14 protein-coding genes are annotated in these 15,156 nt (G+C 31.1%); 12 read left to right on the top strand and 2 right to left on the bottom strand.

Annotation, left to right across the window (positions count from 1 at the left end; genetic code table 11):
• Window positions 1-12: 12 nt before the first annotated feature.
• On the bottom strand, window positions 13-1,632 hold the full coding sequence (gene mqo, locus CBquer539_RS02740) for a malate dehydrogenase (quinone) (protein WP_500836341.1): 1,620 nt from the start codon (window positions 1,630-1,632) through the stop codon (window positions 13-15).
• Window positions 1,633-1,952: 320 nt separating this feature from the next.
• On the opposite strand from mqo, the gene CBquer539_RS02735 reads away from it, so the two are divergent.
• The 10 genes from CBquer539_RS02735 to upp all read left to right on the top strand — a co-directional run bounded on the left by CBquer539_RS02735 (window position 1,953) and on the right by upp (window position 12,708).
• Window positions 1,953-2,219 carry a hypothetical protein gene (locus tag CBquer539_RS02735; protein WP_500836340.1) on the top strand — a complete coding sequence of 89 codons (267 nt, stop codon included), beginning with the start codon at window positions 1,953-1,955 and terminating at the stop codon, window positions 2,217-2,219.
• On the top strand, window positions 2,203-3,672 hold the full coding sequence (gene guaB / locus CBquer539_RS02730) for an IMP dehydrogenase (protein WP_500836753.1): 1,470 nt from the start codon (window positions 2,203-2,205) through the stop codon (window positions 3,670-3,672). The genes CBquer539_RS02735 and guaB overlap by 17 nt, the downstream gene beginning before the upstream one ends.
• Window positions 3,673-3,757: 85 nt before the next feature.
• The gene (gene guaA, locus CBquer539_RS02725; RefSeq protein ID WP_500836339.1) at window positions 3,758-5,368 is read left to right on the top strand and encodes a glutamine-hydrolyzing GMP synthase; all 1,611 of its coding nucleotides are present in this window, start codon (window positions 3,758-3,760) and stop codon (window positions 5,366-5,368) included.
• A 406-nt stretch (window positions 5,369-5,774) separates the two neighbouring features.
• Window positions 5,775-6,611: an urease accessory protein UreD gene (locus tag CBquer539_RS02720; RefSeq protein ID WP_500836338.1), complete on the top strand. Its 837-nt coding sequence runs from the start codon at window positions 5,775-5,777 to the stop codon at window positions 6,609-6,611.
• Between the two features lie 17 nt (window positions 6,612-6,628).
• Window positions 6,629-6,931 (top strand): urease subunit gamma, encoded by a 303-nt coding sequence (locus CBquer539_RS02715; RefSeq protein WP_500836337.1) that lies wholly within the window; start codon window positions 6,629-6,631, stop codon window positions 6,929-6,931.
• Window positions 6,932-6,959: 28 nt separating this feature from the next.
• A complete protein-coding gene (locus tag CBquer539_RS02710; RefSeq protein WP_500836336.1) occupies window positions 6,960-7,268 on the top strand; it encodes an urease subunit beta in 309 nt (102 codons plus the stop codon).
• A 2-nt stretch (window positions 7,269-7,270) separates the two neighbouring features.
• A complete protein-coding gene (ureC, locus tag CBquer539_RS02705) occupies window positions 7,271-8,977 on the top strand; it encodes an urease subunit alpha (protein WP_500836335.1) in 1,707 nt (568 codons plus the stop codon).
• A gap of 513 nt (window positions 8,978-9,490) precedes the next feature.
• Window positions 9,491-10,177 (top strand): urease accessory protein UreF, encoded by a 687-nt coding sequence (locus CBquer539_RS02700; protein WP_500836334.1) that lies wholly within the window; start codon window positions 9,491-9,493, stop codon window positions 10,175-10,177.
• 49 nt (window positions 10,178-10,226) lie between these two features.
• Window positions 10,227-10,871, top strand: a complete 645-nt coding sequence (ureG, locus tag CBquer539_RS02695; RefSeq protein ID WP_500836333.1) for an urease accessory protein UreG — start codon at window positions 10,227-10,229, stop codon at window positions 10,869-10,871.
• 1,210 nt (window positions 10,872-12,081) lie between these two features.
• Window positions 12,082-12,708: a uracil phosphoribosyltransferase gene (upp, locus tag CBquer539_RS02690; protein WP_500836332.1), complete on the top strand. Its 627-nt coding sequence runs from the start codon at window positions 12,082-12,084 to the stop codon at window positions 12,706-12,708.
• Window positions 12,709-12,937: 229 nt separating this feature from the next.
• Here the strand turns inward: upp and bcp are convergent, their stop codons facing one another.
• The gene (gene bcp, locus CBquer539_RS02685; protein WP_500836331.1) at window positions 12,938-13,408 is read right to left on the bottom strand and encodes a thioredoxin-dependent thiol peroxidase; all 471 of its coding nucleotides are present in this window, start codon (window positions 13,406-13,408) and stop codon (window positions 12,938-12,940) included.
• A 517-nt stretch (window positions 13,409-13,925) separates the two neighbouring features.
• Between bcp and dapA the strand changes: the two genes are divergently transcribed.
• A complete protein-coding gene (dapA, locus tag CBquer539_RS02680) occupies window positions 13,926-14,825 on the top strand; it encodes a 4-hydroxy-tetrahydrodipicolinate synthase (protein ID WP_500836330.1) in 900 nt (299 codons plus the stop codon).
• 46 nt (window positions 14,826-14,871) lie between these two features.
• A complete protein-coding gene (locus CBquer539_RS02675; protein WP_500836329.1) occupies window positions 14,872-15,156 on the top strand; it encodes a hypothetical protein in 285 nt (94 codons plus the stop codon).

Genomic DNA, 15,156 nt, shown 5'->3' with positions numbered 1-15,156 from the left:
AAATAACAGTATTTAAGTAGTAGTAGTAGTAGTAGTAGTAGTAGTAGTAGTAGCTTGCTTATCAGCGCATTGGGGTACGTGATCCGTCGCTTCTATATAATTTAACTCCAAAATATTACAAGTATATTGTCTGATTTTATTTACCAACGTAAGGTTACCATTTAAACTCTTAGTATACGATGGTATCATGTCTGCAAGTTTATTTTGCCACGAATCACTATTAATTTTATTATTAAACATCGTATCCAAAAGTTTTAATATTATTGCAACCACAGTGGATGCTCCTGGGGATGCGCCAAGAAGTGCAGATAAAGTACCATCACTAGAATTAACCACTTCTGTTCCAAATTGTAACATACCTCTTTTATCGTTACTTCTTTTAATAATTTGAACACGTTGCCCTGCTTTCACTAAAGTCCAATCTGAAGGATTAACTGTGGGATAGTATTCTTTGAGCTCATTAATACGTTCCATATCCGACATAATGAGCTGACTAATCAAATATTTAATTAACTTAAAATTATCTATTCCAGCTTGCAGTATCGGAATGAAATTATGTTTATTCAAAGAATGGAATAAATCTAACCATGACCCATGTTTTAAAAATTTACTGCTAAAAGTAGCAAATGGACCGAACAACAAAATCTTATTACCATTTAATATTCTAGTGTCTATATGAGGTACTGACATTGGAGGTGCATCGACAGACGCTTTCCCATATACCTTAGCTAAATGTTGCGCAACTATTTTTGGGTTTTTTGTAACTAAAAACTGACCGCCTACTGGAAATCCAGCATATCCATTAACTTCTGGAATACCAGAAGTTTGTAAAAGATTAAGAGATTTTCCTCCAGCACCTATGAAGATATAATTTGTGCGAATACATTTTTTTTGATTAGATTGTTTATCAATTACATGTACATCCCAAGTTGTATCGTCATTATGTTTAACATAATTAACATCATGTTGTAAATACATTTTAAAATTTATATTTTTTTTTAATTCATTTAACAACTGTTGAGTAAGTGCTCCAAAATTAATGTCTGTACCCATCTCCATACGAGTAACTGCAATTTTCTGAGATGTATTACGTCCGTTGATAATAAGAGGGATCCACTGACGAATTTGTTCTAAATCTTCCGAGTACACCATGCCACTAAACAAAATACTATTTTGTAGTGCCTGAAAACGTTTTTTTAAAAATTCAACGTTTTCTTCGCCCCACACAAAGCTCATATGGGGCACATTGTTAATAAAAGAATTCGGGTGCTTAAGTGTTTTAGTTTGTACTAAATATGCCCAGAATTGGAGTGATATTTCAAATGCTTCATTAATAGAAACAGCATTTGAAATATCAATTGAATCATCTTCATTGTTATAGTGAGTATAATTAAGTTCGCAAAATGCAGCATGTCCAGTACCAGCGTTATTCCATACATTAGAGCTTTCTTGTGCTGGTTTGTTAAGACGTTCATATATGCGAATCTTCCAAGTCGGTTCAAGAAGCGTTAAAAATATACCAAAAGTTGCACTCATAATCCCAGCTCCAACTAATACCACATCTACTGAAGATGTAACTTTAATCGAACGCTGTTGCTTAGTAGCTACAACAGTAAGATCACTTGTTTTCATTCCTCAATAATACCATATATCTAGTGTATTTAATTATTTTTAATAATAAATAACAAAACCTTTAATGATAATATGTATCGTTTATAAAACACCTTACTATATCTATATTGTATCTCTATAAAGATATATAGATAAACTTCAAAGCGTATTAAATAACACTAAATTATATTTAAAATTTTTAATCAGCAAATGCATAATTAAGATAATAAAAAACTCTGCATAGTAAAACAACATATATTGCAGTACTGGTATAACCAGTACCTATATAAGTCTCAATAAAAACCTATAATTATTAATTCCTATAACTTATATGCTAAAACTTGATTAATTACGTAATTCATGCTAGAAATAATACCTTTAGGTATGAACGTACATGCTACAAGTATCTTTTAGTTATTGAGGTTAAGATTGTTGATACTAAATATGGATGTTTGTTTAATTTTAAAATTTATTTAGCTGATGTCTATACTGATAGTGTGTGCTATTTTAGGTTTGAGTTTTTTGGTGGTGGAAGGTGCGAGGAGGGTGGTGTGACTGGTATAATTTTAGCTGTTGCGTTAGTTAATGACAATGATGCGTTTTGTTAAAGACGCTTTGACTTTTGATGATGTGCTGATCGTTCCTTCTTGTTCGAGAGTGCTGCCTGCAGAAACAGTTTTGGCAAGTTTTTTAAGTAACTCTGTTTCTTTGAATATTCCTATTATATCGTCGGCAATGGATACGGTGACTGAATCGGGTTTAGCTATTGCTTTAGCACAAGAAGGTGGTGTTGGTTTTATTCATAAAAATATGTCTTTAGAGCAACAAATTAATGAAGTACTTCGGGTTAAACGTTATGAAAGCGGAATAGTGGTTAATCCGCAATGTGTTACTCCTGACACGACTTTGTTGCGAGTAAAGGAGTTAACTTCTCTTAATGGATTTGCTGGATACCCGGTTGTGGTGGATTCGAATGAGTTAGTGGGAATTGTTACAAGTCGTGATGTTAGATTCGTCAGTGATTTATCAAATTTTGTTTTTTCTGTTATGACTCCTAAAGAGCGTTTAGTTACAGTGTTAGAAAAAGAGAATAGGGAAATAGTGTTAAGTAAAATGCATGATAAAAGGGTAGAGAAAATTTTGTTGATTGATTCTTTATTTCATCTTAAAGGTATGATCACTGCAAAGGATTTTGAAAAGGCAGCACGTAAACCATATGCATGTAAAGATAATTATGGCAGATTACGTGTTGGTGCTGCTATTGGAGTGGGAAATGATTATAAAGAACGTGTTGAAGGATTGGTGAATGCTGGCTTAGATGTATTGCTTGTAGATTCTTCTCATGGGCATTCAGATAGGGTTTTGGGTTGTATTGAGACGGTTCGTAATATGTATCCTGATTTGTCCATTATAGGGGGTAATGTTGTTACGAAAGAGGGTGCGTTAGCGTTAGTAAAATCTGGTGCTAGTGCAGTGAAAGTTGGCATTGGCCCGGGTTCAATTTGTACAACCCGTGTTGTTACTGGCGTAGGAATTCCACAAATTACAGCTATTTCTGATGTAGCGGAAGCATTAAAAGGTACAAATGTTTCGGTGATTGCAGATGGCGGTATTCGTTTTTCTGGGGATATTGCTAAGGCGATAGCGGCTGGCGCGCATTGTGTAATGATTGGTTCTTTATTAGCCGGCACAGAAGAATCGCCAGGAGATATTGAATTTTATCAAGGTAGATCTTTTAAAACTTATAGAGGTATGGGTTCTTTAGGGGCTATGTATCAAGGTTCTGCTGATCGATATTTTCAACAACAGGATACTGTTAATGATTATAAATTAGTACCGGAAGGTATAGAAGGGCGTGTTCCTTATAAAGGTAAGCTAGAAACGATTATACATCAACTAATGGGTGGTTTACGTTCTTGTATGGGTTTGACAGGTTGCGCAACTATTGATGATTTAAGAACGCAAGCTAAATTTGTTCGTGTAAGTTATTCTGGTATTCAAGAAAGTCATGTGCACGATGTGATTATAACAAAAGAATCACCTAATTATCGTTTAAGATAATTAGTCGTTGAATATTATATTATATGAATGTGTTATTTGAATAATGTAGTGAGTGTTATTAGACATTAAATATTATGGTTAATGAATGATTAGTGTAAATAATGTAATAAGTCATAATATAAAATGTGATAATCATCGTATTTTAGTAATAGACTTTGGATCTCAATATACCCAATTACTGTTAAGAATAATTCGTGAATTGGGAGTATATTCTGAACTTTGTTCTTGGGATATTAGTGAATCTCAAGTATATGCATTTAATCCTAATGGTATTATTCTTTCTGGAGGCCCTTATAGTGTTATCGATAGTGATTATCCGTGTATTCCTGAATTTTTGTTTCGATTAGGTATACCTATATTTGGAATTTGTTATGGTATGCAAATTATGTCGTTGCAATTAGGCGGACGAGTGAAACGTGCAATTGCACAGCGTGAATTTGGTTGCACTCAAATCACAATTATTTCTAGAAGTGCTCTTATAAACGATATTTATGATTATGTTGATGATGTTACAGGGCGTTTAATGCTTGATGTGTGGATGAGTCATGGGGATGTTGTTACTACTGTTCCTAAGGATTTTACTGTTATTGGCATTAATAAATATCAGCAAGCTGTTATGATGATCAATGAGGAGCGTCATTTATATGGTGTGCAATTTCATCCGGAAGTTACTCATACTAAAAAAGGAAAAAATATTTTAGAACGTTTTATTATGCATATTTGTCATTGTAAATCTTCTTGGAAAACAGTTAATATCATTGATAGTATTGTTATGGATATTCGTATAAAAGTAGGCAATGACAGAGTAGTTCTTGGTTTTTCAGGCGGGATTGATTCTCTTGTTACAGCTTTGTTATTACGACGTGCGATTGGTAATCAATTTATTTGTATTTTTATTGATAATGGGTTATTGGAAAAGCATGAATTTGATCGCATTAATAATTTTTGTCTTAAAAATTATAATTTAAGTATCATCTATGTATCGAAAGAGCAACGATTTTTAAATGCTTTAATTGGAATTAGTGATCCAGAAGAGAAAAGAAAAGTAATTGGTAGAGTTTTTACAGAAGTTTTTGAGGAACAAATTAATGAATTAGTGTCTGTAAAATGGTTAGCTCAAGGTACTATATATTCAGATGTTATCGAATCTGGTATGTCTTTATTCTCTTTTAAAAATGTTATTAAATCGCATCACAATGTAGGTGGTTTCTCCGAAATTATGAACGTTCAGTTGCTAGAACCTATAAGAAATTTATTTAAAGATGAAGTTCGTAGTATTGGATTAGATTTAGGGCTACCTTATGATATAGTTTATCGTTATCCACATCCAGGTCCTGGATTAGCTATTAGAATATTAGGTGAGGTAAAAAGAGAATATTGCAATATTTTACGTAAGATAGATTTTATTTTTATTGAAGAACTTAGGCGTGAGAATTTATATTCTAAAATTAGTCAGGCTTTTGCGGTGTTTTTACCAATACGTTCAGTAGGCATACAAGGTGATCAGCGTAAATATACATGGGTGATAGCTCTTCGTGCGGTAGAAACTACAGATTTTATGACGGCGCATTGGGCTTATTTGCCTTATGATTTTTTGAATAAGGTATCTAATCGTATTGTCAATGAAGTTGAGGGAGTATCTCGTGTAGTGTACGATATTTCCTCTAAACCTCCGGCTACTATTGAATGGGAATGAACATATAAGTTTATATTTTCGAGTTTTATTAGTTTGTGTTGTCAATGATTTTAATGATTTGAGATATGTGTATTCATTTATAATTATTAATAGGTATAATACAGTTCTTGCATATATATCATATGATGCATCATATGATAAGATTGATAAAAGCAAAAAATCACGTTGCAAGTGCTGTGTAAACTGAATGTCGTATATTATATACAAAGATCTTTGTTTATATAGATTTGTTACTGATTAGTAATGTCTGATTTATTTCTATTTAAAAATAAAATATGTATGCATATACACAACGGTTATATTGTCATGTTTAACACTATTTGGTATAGTTTATTTGTGATATTCAATTTTTGAATCTGGACGGATTTATTGTGTTAATTTAAAAAAATATTTAATAATCGTATTAATGAGTGATAAATTGTCTCAGAAATTAATTAATGGGTGGCTAGGAGAGTTGAGATTAAATTTTGCTTTGCGAAACGGACGTAGTGTGTTAACTAAATGCAAACATATTGGTCCGTTTTACGTGAAAAAAAGTTTTTATGCAGCACATGATAATACTCCGCATGTATATTTGTTACATCCTCCTGGTGGGTTAGTTGGAGGAGATAAATTGGTACTAGATGTTAAATTAGAACCAGGGAGTCGAGCATTGTTGACAACACCTGGTGCTGCTAAATTTTATCGTAGTAATGGTATATGTGCATCACAGAACCATACGTTTATATTAGAGCGTAACACCACTTTAGAATGGGTTCCTCAAAGTAGTATCTTTTTTCCTAAAACAAAAGCAAAAATAGATACTACTTTTATTATAGAACAAGAATCCAGAGTTATATCATTTGAAATGTTGTGTTTTAGAAATGTATCGTTAGGTATTCATTCTTATCCAGAAGCAGTAGATATTTGTTTGAATATTTGTTTATCTGGTTCTATTGGATTACAGGAACGCTTGAGGGTTAATGAATTAAATTGTGTTATGAAGTTAGGTGGATTTCAAATAAGTGCTTTTCTTTTTGCTGTCCCATCAGATGATAAAATATTAGATAAGGTCCGTGAAATAATCGCATCGGTTAAACACCTCCAAGTTGGAGGCGCTACGTTATTAGATGAGATACTCGTAGTACGATTATTAGGTAATGATCATCAGAGTTTAAAACAGTTGTTGCATCATATTTGGTGTACTATACGTCCTGTTATAATTGGAAAAGAAGCTACAATACCTCGTATTTGGTCGACATAATTTAGGAAAATTTATTTATGAAGTTATTACCCCGAGAAAAAGATAAATTATTGTTGTTTACAGCAGCATTATTGGCAAAAAAACGTCTCAATCGAGGGTTGAAATTAAATTATCCAGAAGCGATAGCATTAATTAGTTCTATAGTTTTAGAGGGTGCTCGTGACGGGAAAAATGTCGCTGAATTGATGGACATAGGCAAACATGTATTGACTAGAGACGATGTAATGGTAGGAGTACCTGAAATGATTACTAACGTACAAGTAGAAGCTACTTTTACTGATGGAACTAAATTAGTTACTATACATGATCCAATAATTTAATTAATGCATTAATGAGTATAACAATAATATGATACCAGGCGAATTACACATTTCTCATGGAAATATAGAATTGAATGCTGGAAGACAACAAGTATTAGTAACTGTTATAAATTATGGAGACAGACCTATACAAATTGGTTCACATTTTCATTTTTATGAGGTTAATGCTGCCTTGAGATTTAATCGAATTATTACTCGTGGTTTTCGTTTAAATATTCCATCAGGAACGGCAATACGTTTCGAACCAGGACAGTCTAGGACTGTAGAACTTGTGAGATATGCAGGTGCATGTAAAATTTATGGTTTTTGTAAAGCCATTATGGGTAGGTTAGATTAATTATGCATAATATAGTATCTAAACATGATTATGCTTCTCTATTTGGGCCAACTACTGGTGATTCTGTACGATTAGCAGATACTGAATTATGGATAAAGGTAGAAAAAGATTTTACTATATATGGGGAAGAGGTTAAATTTGGAGGAGGTAAAGTTATACGAGATGGTATGGGTCAGGGACAAATGAGCAGTAAAGATTGTGTTGATTTAGTTTTAACTAACGTAATAATTATCGATTACTGGGGGGTAATAAAAGCAGATATCGGTATAAATAATGGGCGTATATCAGGTATTGGGAAAGCAGGAAATCCAGATGTACAACCAGGTGTGACGATATGCATTGGACCTGGTACAGAAATAATAGCAGCAGAAGGGAAAATTGTTACAGCTGGAGGAGTTGATGCTCATGTTCATTTTATTTGTCCGCAACAAGCAGAAGAAGCACTGTGTTCTGGGATTACTACGTTTATTGGAGGGGGTACTGGCCCGACAACAGGAAGTAACGCGACTACCTGTACTCCAGGTCCTTGGTTTTTATATCGTATGCTACAAGTAGCAGATACTTTACCTGTTAATATTGGGTTTACTGGTAAAGGTAGTGCTTCTTTACCTGAAGCTTTAGAAGAGCAAATAATTGCTGGAGCGATTGGGTTAAAGGTGCATGAAGATTGGGGAGCAACACCCGCTGCTATTGATTGCTGTTTAAATGTGGCTGATCGTTTTGATATTCAGGTTTCTATTCACACTGACACTTTAAATGAATCAGGATTTGTTGAAGATACTTTATCTGCGATTAAGGGCAGAACGGTACATGCTTATCATACTGAGGGTGCAGGTGGTGGGCATTCTCCGGATATCATACGTATGTGTGGATTTAATAATGTATTGCCATCGTCTACCAATCCTACTATGCCGTATACTGTTAATACAATAGATGAACATTTGGATATGATGATGGTTTGTCATAATCTTAATCCTAATCTACCTGAAGACATGGCATTTTCAGAATCAAGAATTCGTAGGGAGACGATTGCAGCTGAAGATGTTCTGCATGACCTTGGAGCTTTATCTATGATTTCTTCTGATTCTCAAGCCATGGGACGAGTTGGGGAAGTTATTTTACGTACTTGGCAGACAGCTCATAAGATGAAACTACAGCGAGGTTTGTTATTAGGTGATGATAAATATAATGATAATGTTCGCATAAAACGATATATTGCCAAGTATACGATTAATCCGGCAATAACTCATGGAATTTCTCATGAAGTTGGTTCTGTTGAAATAGGAAAGTTAGCAGATTTAATACTATGGTCTCCTATTTTTTTTGGAGTTAAACCAGAGTTAATAGTTAAAGGTGGTATGATTGTCTCTTCTGTTATGGGAGACCCTAATGCTTCTATACCCACTCCACAACCAGTGCATTATCGATTAATGTTTGGAGCACGAGGCAACGCAAAACATTCTACACGTATGACTTTTGTATCTCAAATCGCTTATAATTCAGAATTAATAAATTCTTTAAAATTAGTTAGTTTGATTGGTGAGGTTCGTCAGTGCAGAGATGTTCAAAAAAATCATATGATTAATAATTCTTGGCAACCAATTATCGAGGTAGATTCACAGACTTATCAAGTACGTGCGAATGGAGAATTATTAACTTGTGAACCTGCATCTACATTACCAATGTCGCAACGTTATTTTCTGTTTTGATATGAAATAGCGTTGTGCTTGAAAATATATATGATAAAGGCAATATTGTTCTATGATTAGATGTTCGAAAAAATGTCTTTTGATATTGCGATAATGCTAAAAAAATATTAGGTTTTGATAAGTTTGAAGATGGTAAATATATATAATTGATAATTTGGTGATATTCAATTATATTTTTTAATTGCGTACATGATGGAAATCATAGACGTAAAACTATAATGATGTAGATATTATAATATCTACATCTAGAAGGCGGGTATTTGAGATATAAATAAGTGTTGAAATAATAAATATTATTTTACCTATATAAAACCTGTTGTTAATAAATTCATAATAAAAATGTATTTTTGCAAAATAAATAATCGTATTTTTGACGAAAATGACTAAAATCATATGTTATTTTTTAATAAAAATAGGAGTAAATTATGATTCTTATTTCTGTGGTAATTTAATTTTGAAACAATATTTATTTATGTCAGTAATTTATAAATAATTTTTAAATTATTTTATATTATGTGTGCTACTCAAGGTATTAGTTCATTATTATCTTTGATGCAATTGATTAGTTCTAATTTTCCTTTGGGGGGGTTTTCATATTCACGAGGCTTGGAGTGGGCGGTAGAATGTAACTGGGTTAATTCTATGGAAACCTTTTCTTCGTGGCAGCAACAGTGGATTGATGGACCATTAATTCATTTAGAATGGCCCATGCTTAAGCGTTGTTATTATTATACGCAAATTAAGGATGACATTAGTTTTTTTCAATGTGCATTAAGAATATTGTCACATCGTGATACTCGCGAGTTTAGATTGGAAGAACAACAGCGTGGAAAAGCGATGTCAAAAATAATATTACAATGGTATTCACTTACTGATGATGAGACTTGGTTATCGGCTTTAGAACATAGTGGTTTGGCGTCCATAGCGTGGTTAGGGTGCATGTGGGATATTCCTTTAGAAAATTTAGCGTTAGGATATGCCTATAATATGCTAGAATCTGCCGTGATGGTGGGACTAAAATTGGTGCCTTTTGGTCAAAACACTGCTCAGAAATTATTAAGATACCTTGTGGAGTTTCTTCCGAATGCTTGGAAGAAAGCTAATACGATTTCAGATCGTGAATTAGGTAGTAGCTTTCCATTACAATCCATAGCATCTTCTTGTCATGAAACACAGTATTCACGATTATTTCGATCCTAAAGATATTTACTTCCAATAATAATATATGTAGTATTATATATATTATGTGATGATTAATTTTATTGATGGAATTATTTTGTTATTTAATAAATATAAACAACCATTGCGTGTAGGCGTGGGTGGTCCGGTGGGATCAGGTAAAACTGCGTTACTTGAAGTTTTATGTAAAAGAATGAAGAATAATTATCAATTAGCAGTAGTAACCAATGATATTTATACTAAAGAAGATCAGCGTATTTTGATAGATTCAAATGCTTTATCGGCTGATCGTATTATTGGAGTAGAAACTGGAGGATGTCCGCATACTGCTATTCGTGAAGATGCTTCTATGAATGTATTAGCTATAGAAGAATTAATATCTAAATTTGATAATTTGGATATTATTTTTATTGAAAGCGGTGGTGATAACTTAAGCGCTACTTTTAGTCCGGAATTATCGGACTTAAATTTATATGTTATTGATGTGGCTGCAGGCGACAAAATCCCTCGAAAAGGTGGTCCAGGTATTACACGTTCTGATTTTTTAATAATTAATAAAGTTGATTTAGCAAGGTATGTAGGAGCATCATTGACGATTATGACTCGCGATACAAATCGTATGCGCCAAGGTTTGCCGTGGTCTTTTAGTAATTTGAAAACAGGTTATGGCGTGCAATCTATTATTGATTTTATTATAGCGCAACGATCATCTTGATAATATAAAATTTAATATTATTAAAAAATTTTAAATAATATTATTATAAATTATAAACATATAAATGTGTAAATTTTAAAAAATTATATATACATTTATACAATGTATAATTACTTATTTATTTTATGCTTTACATACATTTATATTTTTTATTTTTGAAATATTTTGTGACCGAGAAGGAAATATATATATTCCGGATTAGTATGGGATTAATTGTGTGCTCTGTATGCCATGGTATATGCTGATATTATGAATATACAATAGCGGTAAGTACAATTACGTACTATTATTTAATAATGTAGTAAGAGAGAGTAGTTTTAAGTAGAGTAGGATTATTATCGCTTTTATGATAATTCCAGGCGTTTATAGAAGCATATATCAATCTAGCAAACAATATTGTAAAACTGATTAATAATATCCATTTAGTAACACGTATTTTTTTTTTCTTTATTTTCATGCAAATAATTAGTAATGTACTGAGATAATCCTAATATAATATCACAAACTTCAACAAGGTATATATTTTTGTTTAATTTTAAAAATTGTTATTTATGAAATATATATTATATATATAATATATTTTGCTATAAGATATATTATCTTTTAATCTAAAAAATATTAGATTAAATTAATTAAAAGTTATTTTAAATTTTTATTTTTTTTTAAACGATTGATTAAATATAGGTGAATCATGTATTATTAACGACTTTTTGTTTTGAATTATTTATTATATGTAATATGAATTACACCAATATTATATACTATATACATAGATTGGTAAATAATTATTAAAAACTCATAATTATATATAACAGATATTTCTATTTTTAATAGGTTTAATTTATAATATTTTATATTAGTTTATTTGGAGCTAAATATGTTTATTATTATATATACTGTGTTTTAAAAAATTATTTTATACCAAACACTACATAGTATCATTTACATTGATATAATAGTGTTATAATTAAAAATGCTTATTTATTTAAATAATAATAATAATAATAAATAGATCATATTGTATAATTTCAAGATTTAATTTGGATTTGTATTACATAAGATAATAAATGATTTAATATATTTTATATGCGACCCTTACGTATCAATAATATTCTTCTAATATCAAATAAATAATATTCTATATTTATTTGATATTAGAAGAATTATTTCTCAAGTTTGAGTGTTTACTTTCATGGAGAACGAAATTGATATGAAAATAGTCGAGATTAAACATCCATTAGTACAACATAAATTGGGACTGATGCGTATTTGTGATATTAGTACTAAACGTTTTCGAGAATTATCTTCAGAATTAGGAAGTTTATTAACTTATGTGGCTACCGATGATTTAGAAATGGAAATAATAACTATCAAAGGATGGTGTGGATTAGTTGAAATTGCGCGTATTAAAGGAAAAAAAATAACAGTAGTACCAATTTTACGAGCTGGATTAGGTATGATGAACGGTGTATTAGAGCATCTTCCAAGTGCACGTATTAGCATAATAGGGATTTATCGTAACGAGGTTACTCTTGAGCCAATTCCATATTTTCATAAGTTAGTGTCCAATATTGATGAACGTATGGCTATGGTATTAGATCCGATGTTAGCTACCGGTGGATCAATAATTGCTGCTATTGATTTATTAAAACAGTTTGGATGTAATAATATAAAAGTTTTATCTATAGTAGCAGCTCCAAAAGGAATTGAAGCTTTGGAAAGAAAGCATCCAGATATTGAATTATATTTAGCTTCTATAGATAAAAAAATCAACAAAAACGGTTACATAATACCAGGATTCGGAGACGCTGGCGATAAAACATTTGGAACTAAATAACATATGATCCTTACAATTGTAATTGTCTATTTAAAAATTGCTTGTAAATTTTTTCTTAAAAATAATATCCTAGAATAGGATCATAATAATTTTGTGTGATTTTTTAAAATTTCATTATTATATAGATTTTATACGGTTAATTCTGTAAAATAATAATTGTTAAATATTAACAACATTGATTATTGTATTATATATTTATATATATAAATATATATACTATTTGGTATAATTATTTTTTCTCATGGAGATAACGTAATATGATCTGATCGTGATCAACGGGTTTAAAATGTTTAAATACTTGTTCGATAGTGCCAGTTTGGTCTATTATGAAACTAATACGATGTGTGCCGTTATATGTCTTTCCCATGAATTTTTTTTCTCCCCATACTCCAAATTTTTTAGTAATTTGGTGGTTTTCATCATAAAGTAAAGTAAAATTTAACATTTCTTTTTCAGAGAATTTTAAAAGTTTTTCCGGTTTATCGTTACTAATCCCAATGATTTCTATACTTAATTTTTTGAATGCATCTATATTATCTCTTAATTTACATGCTTGTATAGTGCATCCTGGTGTCATAGCTTTAGGATAGAAATAAATAAGAATTTTTTTTCCTATAAAGGAATCAAGATTAACCAAAACACCATCTTGATCGGGTAAATTAAATTTCGGTGCTGTATCTCCGGGTTGTAATAATGTCATAGCAATATCCCATTAATGATTAATAAATTATATAAGTTATTTAATAAATTTCGGTTAACTTTAATACTATTTTTAATATCTGTATAGAATATGATTAAATTAATTAACAAACATTTTTTATATTTATACATGAGTATGAAAAAATTAGAGTTTAATTTAAGAAGCAATAAAAACTATTTTTAAACTCTAGTTATGTGTTTTAATATATTGTTAACGAAGAATAATTTAGTTAATAATGAAAAATATAATGAAAATAATTTCTAGTTAATTTAAAATGATAGACGATAGTAAATGGTATACATATTCATGTACATATGTAATATTTAATATGATTATTGCTCGTTAACATAATTTATACATGAATCAATTGACTGTGTATTTATTGTATTATTAAAAATAACATATGTGTGTTACACGTAAATAATGGTTAATGTTTTTATTTGATGCGATTATTGTCCTATAAAGCATTTTTATGAAAAAGCGCTTTATAGATTTTGTTTATTGGAGATAATAGCTCATGTTTACGGGAAGTATAGTAGCGTTAATTACCCCGATGGATTTACAGGGTGCTGTAGATCGAATAAGTTTAAAAAAACTTGTTGATCATCATGTAATCAGTGGTACATCAGCTATTGTTTCCGTCGGTACAACTGGGGAAATGTCTGGACTTACACATGAAGAACATGTTGATGTGGTGATGCGAACCTTAGAATTTAGTGATGGTAGATTACCTGTAATAGCAGGTACTGGTGCAAATTCAACTGCAGAGGCTGTTTCATTAACTAATAAATTTAATAATAGTGATATAGCAGCTTGTTTAAGCGTAACTCCTTATTATAATCGTCCCAATCAGGAAGGATTATTTCAACATTTTAAAGCTATCTCAGAAAGTACGTCATTACCGCAGATACTATATAACGTTCCAGTGCGTACTGGTTGCGATATGTTACCGGTTACCGTTTCTCGTCTAGCAAAGATAAAAAATATAGTTGGTATTAAAGAGGCGACAGGAAACTTAAATAGAGTAAATCAGTTGAAACAGTTGGTGCACGACGATTTTATTTTATTAAGTGGAGACGATTTAAGCGCGTTAGATTTTATGAGACTTGGAGGTGTTGGGGTGATTTCTGTTACAGCAAATATAGCTGCAAAAGAAATGGCCGAGTTGTGTAAATTAGCGAATAAAAACGATTTTTTACATGCACAACATATTAATCAAAAATTGATGCCTGTGCATCGAGCGTTATTTATTGATTCTAATCCTATACCAGTGAAATGGGCTTGTAAAGAGTTAGGATTGATATCACATTATACTTTACGTTTGCCTATGACCTCTTTACCTGAGAGACATCGTAATGTGTTAAAAAAAGCTTTAATAGATTCAGGGTTATTTTATGCTAAATCTAATTATAAATAGTTATTTATATAAAGTTATAATGTTAACTTGTTTAGAGATCTTATGCGTGATACTGTTACCAGCTTGTTCTTACGGAACATATAAGGAAGATCGCTGTAAACTTAATGGTGATTTAGCATATTTAGATACTAAATCTTTATTGGAATTAAAGTCATCAGAAGATTTAGGTAGCGTAACGCTACCTAAATCTTCTGATGACTTTGTTGTTCCTTCTATTAGTGAAATTAATATTAGCGCTAAAAAAGTAGGTAAGCAATTGAACATATGCCCTCCGTTAGTCTTGTCTATGGATATATTAAATGAATCTTGTTTAATTAAAATTGAAGATTAA

The sequence above is a fragment of the Blochmannia endosymbiont of Camponotus quercicola genome (assembly GCF_059935335.1).
The sequence above is the reverse complement of the archived record's forward strand: the minus strand, read 5'-3'. Positions and strand labels throughout refer to the sequence as shown.

Bases quoted from the DNA above. Each gene is read 5' to 3' on its own strand.
- ureC (WP_500836335.1), top strand. From the start codon at position 7,271: ATGCATAATATAGTATCTAAACATGATTATGCTTCTCTATTTGGGCCA.
- CBquer539_RS02715 (WP_500836337.1), top strand. From the start codon at position 6,629: ATGAAGTTATTACCCCGAGAAAAAGATAAATTATTGTTGTTTACAGCA.
- CBquer539_RS02700 (WP_500836334.1), top strand. From the start codon at position 9,491: ATGTGTGCTACTCAAGGTATTAGTTCATTATTATCTTTGATGCAATTG.
- guaB (WP_500836753.1), top strand. From the start codon at position 2,203: ATGATGCGTTTTGTTAAAGACGCTTTGACTTTTGATGATGTGCTGATC.
- CBquer539_RS02710 (WP_500836336.1), top strand. From the start codon at position 6,960: ATGATACCAGGCGAATTACACATTTCTCATGGAAATATAGAATTGAAT.
- dapA (WP_500836330.1), top strand. From the start codon at position 13,926: ATGTTTACGGGAAGTATAGTAGCGTTAATTACCCCGATGGATTTACAG.
- bcp (WP_500836331.1), bottom strand. From the start codon at position 13,408: ATGACATTATTACAACCCGGAGATACAGCACCGAAATTTAATTTACCC.
- upp (WP_500836332.1), top strand. From the start codon at position 12,082: ATGAAAATAGTCGAGATTAAACATCCATTAGTACAACATAAATTGGGA.
- mqo (WP_500836341.1), bottom strand. From the start codon at position 1,632: ATGAAAACAAGTGATCTTACTGTTGTAGCTACTAAGCAACAGCGTTCG.
- CBquer539_RS02720 (WP_500836338.1), top strand. From the start codon at position 5,775: ATGAGTGATAAATTGTCTCAGAAATTAATTAATGGGTGGCTAGGAGAG.
- guaA (WP_500836339.1), top strand. From the start codon at position 3,758: ATGATTAGTGTAAATAATGTAATAAGTCATAATATAAAATGTGATAAT.
- ureG (WP_500836333.1), top strand. From the start codon at position 10,227: ATGATTAATTTTATTGATGGAATTATTTTGTTATTTAATAAATATAAA.